7 protein-coding genes are annotated in these 7,861 nt (G+C 66.5%); all 7 read left to right on the forward strand.

Going from position 1 to position 7,861, the window contains the following annotated elements:
• The first annotated feature begins 27 nt into the window (after positions 1–27).
• The 7 genes from atpA (at position 28) to murA (ending at position 7,463) form a co-directional block, all read left to right on the forward strand.
• Positions 28–1,665, forward strand: a complete 1,638-nt coding sequence (gene atpA, locus ABZ824_RS37695) for a F0F1 ATP synthase subunit alpha (RefSeq protein ID WP_356969441.1) — start codon at positions 28–30, stop codon at positions 1,663–1,665.
• Between the two features lie 126 nt (positions 1,666–1,791).
• Complete coding sequence (locus tag ABZ824_RS37700) at positions 1,792–2,763, forward strand: F0F1 ATP synthase subunit gamma (RefSeq protein ID WP_355073710.1); 972 nt, start codon at positions 1,792–1,794, stop codon at positions 2,761–2,763.
• Positions 2,764–2,842: 79 nt separating this feature from the next.
• Positions 2,843–4,291, forward strand: coding sequence for a F0F1 ATP synthase subunit beta (atpD, locus tag ABZ824_RS37705; protein ID WP_355073712.1), 1,449 nt, complete (start codon positions 2,843–2,845; stop codon positions 4,289–4,291).
• Positions 4,292–4,297: 6 nt separating this feature from the next.
• Positions 4,298–4,675 carry a F0F1 ATP synthase subunit epsilon gene (locus ABZ824_RS37710; RefSeq protein WP_355073713.1) on the forward strand — a complete coding sequence of 126 codons (378 nt, stop codon included), beginning with the start codon at positions 4,298–4,300 and terminating at the stop codon, positions 4,673–4,675.
• 252 nt (positions 4,676–4,927) lie between these two features.
• Complete coding sequence (locus tag ABZ824_RS37715) at positions 4,928–5,350, forward strand: DUF2550 domain-containing protein (protein ID WP_039796346.1); 423 nt, start codon at positions 4,928–4,930, stop codon at positions 5,348–5,350.
• Positions 5,351–5,407: 57 nt separating this feature from the next.
• Positions 5,408–5,989: a cob(I)yrinic acid a,c-diamide adenosyltransferase gene (locus ABZ824_RS37720; protein WP_355073715.1), complete on the forward strand. Its 582-nt coding sequence runs from the start codon at positions 5,408–5,410 to the stop codon at positions 5,987–5,989.
• A gap of 214 nt (positions 5,990–6,203) precedes the next feature.
• Positions 6,204–7,463, forward strand: coding sequence for a UDP-N-acetylglucosamine 1-carboxyvinyltransferase (murA, locus tag ABZ824_RS37725; RefSeq protein ID WP_355073717.1), 1,260 nt, complete (start codon positions 6,204–6,206; stop codon positions 7,461–7,463).
• The last annotated feature ends 398 nt before the right edge of the window (positions 7,464–7,861 follow it).

Below are 7,861 nucleotides of genomic sequence, written 5' to 3' on the forward strand. Positions count from 1 at the left end.
GACCCAGACAGCGAGAGCAGGAAGAACATGGCGGAGCTGACGATCTCCTCCGACGAGATCCGTAGCGCGATCGAGAGCTACACCAAGAGCTACACCCCCGAGACCTCCATCGAAGAAGTCGGTGTGGTCACCGACACCAGTGACGGCATCGCGCACGTCAGCGGCCTGCCTTCGGCAATGGCCAACGAGCTGCTCGAGTTCCCGGGCGGCGTGCTCGGCGTCGCGCTGAACCTCGAGGACCGTGAGATCGGTGCGGTCATCCTCGGCGAGTACGCCGAGATCGAGGAGGGCCAGGAGGTCCGCAGGACCGGTGACGTGCTCTCGGTTCCGGTCGGCGACAAGTTCCTCGGCCGCGTGGTGAACCCGCTGGGCCAGCCGATCGACGGCCTCGGCGAGATCGAGTCCGAGGAACAGCGCGTGCTCGAGCTGCAGGCCGCCACCGTGCTGGAGCGCCAGCCGGTCGAGGAGCCGCTGGCCACCGGCATCACCGCGATCGACGCGCTGACCGCCATCGGCCGTGGCCAGCGTCAGCTGATCATCGGCGACCGCAAGACCGGCAAGACCGCGGTCTGCATCGACGCGATCCTGAACCAGAAGGCCAACTGGGAGACCGGCGACCCGACCAAGCAGGTGCGCTGCATCTACGTAGCCATCGGCCAGAAGGGCTCCACCATCGCGGGCGTCAAGGCCGCGCTGGAGCAGCACGGCGCGCTGGAGTACACCACCATCGTCGCCGCCCCGGCCTCCGACTCCGCCGGCTTCAAGTGGCTGGCCCCCTACACCGGTTCGGCCATCGGCCAGCACTGGATGTACCAGGGCAAGCACGTGCTCATCGTGTTCGACGACCTGACCAAGCAGGCCGAGGCGTACCGCGCCATCTCGCTGCTGCTGCGTCGCCCGCCGGGCCGCGAGGCCTACCCGGGTGACGTCTTCTACCTGCACTCCCGGCTGCTGGAGCGTTGCGCGAAGCTGTCCGACGAGTTGGGCGCGGGCTCGATGACCGGTCTGCCGATCATCGAGACCAAGGCCAACGACATCTCGGCGTTCATCCCGACCAACGTCATCTCCATCACCGACGGTCAGGTCTTCCTCGAGTCCGACCTGTTCAACAAGGGTGTCCGCCCGGCGATCAACGTCGGTACCTCGGTCTCCCGTGTCGGTGGCGCCGCGCAGACCAAGGGCATGAAGAAGGTGGCCGGTTCGCTGCGCCTCGAGCTGGCGCAGTACCGCGAGCTGGAGGCGTTCTCCGCCTTCGCCTCCGACCTGGACGCGGCCTCGCTGGCTCAGCTCGAGCGCGGCGCCCGCTGGGTCGAGCTGCTCAAGCAGGACCAGTACTCGCCGGTGCCGGTCGAGGATCAGATCATCTCGATCTACCTGGTCGACCGTGGCCACTTCGACTCGATCCCGGTCGCGGACATCCGCCGCTTCAACGCCGAACTGCTCGAGGAGCTGCACCGCAGCGCCGCCGACGTGTTCAAGGCGATCGAGGGCGGCAAGGTGCTCGCCGGCGAGGCGGCCGAGCAGGTCGAGGCGGCGACCAAGAAGTTCTTGGGAACCTTCCTCACCTCCGACGGCACCCCCGTGGTCAACGAGGCCGAAGCCGGCCAGCTCGACCACGAAGAGGTCGAGTCGCTGTCGGTGACCCGCAAGCACGTCGAGAAGTAACGCGGGTCGGCACATGCGCTATTCGATCCGCGGCATGCGCGACGGGCACGAGGGTGGCAGCGACCACCTCGTGCCCGGCGGATGCCGTCCATCCCACGCAGCGAATGAAGGGAGTGTGAACCGCTGATGGCAAGCTTGCGTGAATTGCGCTCCCGCATTCGTGGTGTGAATTCGATCAAGAAGATCACCAAGGCCCAAGAGCTGATCGCGACCTCGCGCATCTCCAAGGCCCAGGCCAGGGTCGCGGCCGCGAAGCCGTACGCGGAGGAGATCACCAAGGTCCTCAGCGAGCTGGCGAGCGCGTCGAAGAACCTTTCGCATCCGCTGCTGACCGAGCGCGCCAACCCGCGCCGGGCGGCCGTGCTGGTGATCACCAGTGACAGCGGCATGTGCGGTGGCTACAACTCGAACGTGCTCAAGCGCGCGGAAGAGCTGATGACCACCTTGCGTGACGAAGGCAAAGAGCCGGTGCTCTACGTCATGGGCAACAAGGGCCTGACGTACTACGCCTTCCGCAATCGCTCGTACGTGTCGGCGTGGACCGGGTTCTCGCAGCAGCCGAAGTACTCCGATGCTTCGTCCGCGTGCCACCACCTGGTCGACGCCTTCATGGCAGGCTCCGACGGGGCAGTACCCGCTCCGAACGGGACGGGTGACATCGCCGGTGTCGACGAGCTGCACGTCGTGTACACCCGCTTCGTCTCGATGCTGACGCAGACCCCTGAGGTGCGCCGGTTGGCGCCGATCCAGGTGAGCTACGTCGACGAGAACTTCGACCTGGGTGAGGACATCGTGTCGGATTCACCGACCGCGGACGTCCACGCGCAGTACGAATTCGAGCCCGACGCCGATGTGCTGCTGGCGGCGCTGCTGCCCAAGTACGTCAACACGCGCATCTACGCGTCGTTGCTCGAGGCAGCGGCATCCGAGTCAGCGGCTCGGCGCACCGCAATGAAGGCCGCCACCGACAACGCCAACGAACTCGCGAGCGTGCTCCAGCGCGAGGCGAACTCGGTGCGCCAAGCCCAGATCACGCAGGAAATCAGCGAAATCGTCGGCGGCGTGAACGCGCTGGCGTCGAGCTCGGACCGCGACTGAGCGCCACCAGCGGCCTGAGCGACGGGCACGTAGAAGGCCCCTCGAAGGCCGCACATCGACACGGAGAGAACCAACACCAATGACCGCAGCTGTCACTCAAGACAACACGAGCCGGACCGGCGGCGCCGCAGGCCGCGTCGTCCGGGTCATCGGCCCCGTCGTGGACGTCGAGTTCCCGCGCGGAGCCATTCCCGAGCTGTTCAACGCTCTGCACGCCGAGATCACCCTGACCTCGGTGGCCAAGACCCTGACCCTCGAGGTCGCCCAGCACCTCGGCGACAACATCGTGCGCACCATCTCGATGCAGCCGACCGACGGCCTGGTCCGCGGTGCCACCGTCACCGACACCGGCAAGCCGATCTCGGTGCCGGTCGGTGACGTGGTCAAGGGCCACGTCTTCAACGCCCTCGGCGACTGCCTGGACACCCCCGGCCTCGGCCGCGAGGGCGAGCAGTGGGGCATCCACCGCAAGCCGCCGTCGTTCGACCAGCTCGAGGGCAAGACCGAGATCCTGGAGACGGGCATCAAGGTCATCGACCTGCTCACCCCGTACGTGAAGGGCGGCAAGATCGGTCTGTTCGGTGGCGCCGGTGTCGGCAAGACCGTTCTGATCCAGGAGATGATCACCCGTATCGCGCGGGAATTCTCCGGCACCTCCGTGTTCGCCGGCGTCGGCGAGCGCACCCGTGAGGGCACCGACCTGCGCCTGGAGATGGAGGAGATGGGCGTCCTCCAGGACACCGCCCTCGTCTTCGGACAGATGGACGAGCCGCCGGGCACCCGTATGCGCGTCGCGCTCTCGGCCCTGACCATGGCCGAGTACTTCCGCGACGTGCAGCACCAGGACGTGCTGCTGTTCATCGACAACATCTTCCGGTTCACCCAGGCCGGTTCCGAGGTGTCGACCCTGCTCGGCCGCATGCCCTCCGCCGTCGGTTACCAGCCCACGCTGGCCGACGAGATGGGTGAGCTGCAGGAGCGCATCACCTCGACCCGTGGTCGGTCGATCACCTCGCTGCAGGCCATCTACGTGCCCGCCGACGACTACACCGACCCGGCTCCGGCGACCACCTTCGCCCACCTCGACGCGACGACCGAGCTCTCCCGCCCGATCTCGCAGAAGGGCATCTACCCGGCCGTCGACCCGCTGACCTCGACCTCCCGCATCCTGGAGGCCTCGATCGTCGGCGACCGGCACTTCCGGGTGGCCAACGAGGTGAAGCGGATCCTGCAGAAGTACAAGGAACTGCAGGACATCATCGCCATCCTCGGTATGGACGAGCTGTCCGAAGAGGACAAGGTGCTCGTCGGCCGCGCCCGTCGTCTGGAGAAGTTCCTCGGCCAGAACTTCATCGTGGCCGAGAAGTTCACCGGTCAGGTGGGTTCGGTCGTGCCGCTCGAGCAGACCATCGACGACTTCGACCGCGTCTGCAAGGGTGAGTTCGACAACTACCCGGAGCAGGCCTTCAACAGCTGCGGTGGTCTCGACGATGTCGAGGCGGCCGCGAAGAAGATCCTCGGAAAGTAGTCACCGATGGCGGAAATGTCAGTCGATCTCGTCGCGGTCGAACGACTGCTCTGGTCCGGCCAGGCGACGTTCGTCAGCGCGCAGACCACCGAGGGCCAGATCGGCATCATGGCCGGGCACGAGCCGTTGCTCGGCCAGCTGGTCGAGGGCGGCACCGTGGCGATCGTGGACACCGATGGTCAGCGGGTCGTCGCCGCGGTGCACGGCGGCTTCTTCTCGGTGACCGCGAACTCGGTTCGGGTGCTCGCCGAGTCGGCGGAATTCGCCGACGAGGTGGACGTCGAGGAGGCCCGCCGGGTGCTGGCCGACTCCGACGCCAGCGAGGAGCAGCAGCGAGCCGCTCAGGCTCGGGTGCGCGCGGTCGAGCAGAACGCGAACGCCTAGCAACAACCTGTCATCGAGAACGATCGCTGTCGGCGGTGAAGCTTCCTTCACCGCCGACAGCGTCTTTCAGGCGAGTCGGACACGGCCGGGGCATTTGTAAACTCGGGGCCGTGATTGAATGACCGCACGCGGTGTCAGCATCGGGCTCGGGGGCGAAAGCCCGCGAAACCACGAGAAGCTGGTACACCGCCAATCGAATGCCGTGGACGACACGGCGGCGGAGCGAAGGGACGTACGGCATTGCAAACCGGGATGGTTCTGCTGATCATTCTGGTGCTAACGCTCGTGTTCCTCGCCTTGGCCTCGACTTACCGCCTGATCATGTTGCGGCGCGGCGGAACTGCCGCGATCCTGCGCGTACTGCCCGCCCGCGGCGGTCAGGGGTGGCGGCACGGCCTGATCCGCTATGACGAGGATCGTCTCGTCTTCTTCAAACTCACCAGCCTGAAACTCGGCCCGGATTCCACCATCCGGCGTCAGGGCATCGAGATCGGCGATCGCCGCGGCCCCCGTGGCGACGAATACGACATCATGACCGACGACATCGCAGTGATCGCGGTGTCCGATCGCGCGGGCGACTTCGAGTTGGCCCTGGATCGCGACTCGTTGACCGCCTTCCTCTCCTGGGTGGAGTCCCGCCCCTCCGATCGCACCCGGCGGATGCCAGGGCTGTAGCTCCCGGTCCGACGGCTATCGGCGGCCCGAGCAGGCCGCGCCCGTTAGGGTTGTGCTGTGAGCGTGCATTTGACCCGGATCTACACGCGGACCGGCGATGACGGGACCACGGGATTGAGCGACTTCTCCCGGGTCGCGAAGACCGACCCACGCCTGGTCGCCTACGCCGACTGCGATGAGACGAACGCCGCCATCGGCGTCGCGATCGCCCTCGGCGGCCCGGACGAAACGATGCTCGCGGTGCTGCGACAGATACAGAACGATCTGTTCGACGCCGGGGCCGACCTCTCCACCCCGGTGGTCGCGGAGCCGAAGTACCCGCCGCTGCGGGTCACCCAGCCCTACATCGATCGGCTGGAAGCGTGGTGCGACGAGTTCAACGCCGGACTGCCTGCGCTCGATTCGTTCATCCTGCCCGGCGGTACCGCGCTGGCGGCCCTGCTACACACCGCGCGTACGGTCGCCCGCCGTGCGGAACGCTCGGCCTGGGCGGCGATCGAGTGCCATCCGGAGGACACCAACGCGCTGCCGGCCAAGTACCTCAATCGCCTCTCGGATCTGCTGTTCATCCTGAGCCGGGTCGCCAATCCCGGCGGCGATATCCTGTGGAAGCCCGGCGGGAAACGGCCGGGCGTCTGATCGCGTAGCACCCGAGGCGAGTACCCGAGCGATCACTGGGTATTGCCGGCAAGGTGACGAGACCACCTCGTCGATCGCAGTACGCCCATCCCGCGGCACTCGCTCCAACGGCGAAAACGTCCGGAGGCGAGGGGAGTCGTGGAGAGGCGGCACCGGAGTGCGCCGCCCCAACTATCCTTGCACCAACAGTGCGCCGAATACGCGGAGAGGCGGCATGGAACGGTTTTTGGTTACCGGCGGAAATCGACTCGTCGGTGAGGTCACGGTGGGGGGCGCCAAGAACAGCGTCCTCAAACTGATGGCCGCTGCGCTGCTGGCCGAGGGCACCACCACGATCACGAACTGCCCGGACATCCTCGACGTGCCGCTGATGGGTGATGTCCTACGCGGTCTCGGCTGCGACGTGACCATCGACGGCGGAGTGGTCGCCATCACCACGCCCGCCGAACCGAAGTATCACGCGGACTTCCCCGCGGTGACCCAGTTCCGCGCGTCGGTGTGCGTGCTCGGTCCGCTGATGGCGCGGTGCAAGCGCGCCGTCGTGGCGCTGCCCGGCGGTGACGCCATCGGCTCCCGCCCGCTGGACATGCACCAGGCCGGTCTGCGCCTACTCGGCGCGACCAGCGAGATCGAGCACGGCTGTGTGGTCGCCAAGGCCGACGAATTGCAGGGTGCGCGCATCCGCCTGGATTTCCCCTCGGTCGGCGCGACCGAGAACATCCTCATGGCGGCGGTGCTCGCCGAGGGCGAGACGGTGATCGACAACGCCGCGCGCGAGCCCGACATCGTCGACCTGTGCAACATGCTCGTCCGGATGGGCGCGCGGATCAGCGGCGCGGGCACGTCGGTGCTCACCATCCAGGGGGTCGAACGGCTCGAGCCCACCACGCACCGCGTCATCGGTGACCGCATCGTCGCCGCGACTTGGGGCATCGCCGCGTCGATGACGCTGGGCGACATCCGCGTCACCGGTGTGAATCCCAAGCACCTGTCGCTGGTGCTGGACAAGCTGCGGTCCGCGGGTGCGCGCATCTCGTTCGAGCAGGACGGCTTCCGGGTGGTCCAGGCGGAGCGTCCGCGCGCCGTGAATTTCTCGACCCTGCCGTTCCCCGGTTTTCCGACCGACTTGCAGCCGATGGCCATCGGGCTCGCGTCGATCGCGGACGGGACCTCGATGATCACCGAGAACATCTTCGAGGCGCGCTTCCGGTTCGTGGAGGAGATGATCCGGCTCGGCGCCGACGCGCGCACCGATGGGCACCACGCGGTGGTCCGTGGGATCCCGCGGTTGTCGAGCGCTCCGGTGTGGTCGTCGGATATTCGAGCCGGCGCGGGTCTGGTGCTCGCGGGCTTGGTCGCCGACGGGACCACCGAAGTGCACGACGTCTTCCACATTGATCGCGGATATCCGAATTTCGTCGAGCAGCTGCAGGCGCTCGGTGGCGATGTAAGGCGCGTCGGCGTCGCGGATTGAGTGCCGCGGCGTTCGGGTCGGTGGCGAGTTACCGAAAGCGTTCCGGAAAATGCGTGCTGACCAGGCGATTTGACATGGTGCACGCAGACACGTAACTTATTCCAAGTCAGAGCGACACGGACACCGACCCGGAGCCGAGAAGCTGAGCGGAAACGCTGAGCGGGAGGCCAGGGAAACGAGGTAGGACGAGGAGCGCCTGACGGTCACACTAGCTCGAACGAGACCTCAGTTTGCAACTGGGTTCACGGCTGAGCTAAGCTGGAAAAGTTGCTTCACCGATCAATCGGCTCAAACCGGGCGATGGTGTGTGCGTGTGTTCTTTGAGAACTCAATAGTGTGTCGATGAATGTCAGTGCCAAATATTTTTTGGTTCCGGCCTTTTCACCCCCCGTGTGGAG

Source organism: Nocardia sp. NPDC047038 (genome assembly GCF_040644075.1).
Taxonomy (GTDB): Bacteria; Actinomycetota; Actinomycetes; order Mycobacteriales; family Mycobacteriaceae; genus Nocardia; species Nocardia sichangensis.

Coding starts and splice junctions, on each gene's coding strand:
- atpA (WP_356969441.1), top strand. CDS start 28: ATGGCGGAGCTGACGATCTCCTCCGACGAGATCCGTAGCGCGATCGAG.
- ABZ824_RS37715 (WP_039796346.1), top strand. CDS start 4,928: ATGGTTCTGCTGATCATTCTGGTGCTAACGCTCGTGTTCCTCGCCTTG.
- ABZ824_RS37710 (WP_355073713.1), top strand. CDS start 4,298: ATGGCGGAAATGTCAGTCGATCTCGTCGCGGTCGAACGACTGCTCTGG.
- atpD (WP_355073712.1), top strand. CDS start 2,843: ATGACCGCAGCTGTCACTCAAGACAACACGAGCCGGACCGGCGGCGCC.
- murA (WP_355073717.1), top strand. CDS start 6,204: ATGGAACGGTTTTTGGTTACCGGCGGAAATCGACTCGTCGGTGAGGTC.
- ABZ824_RS37700 (WP_355073710.1), top strand. CDS start 1,792: ATGGCAAGCTTGCGTGAATTGCGCTCCCGCATTCGTGGTGTGAATTCG.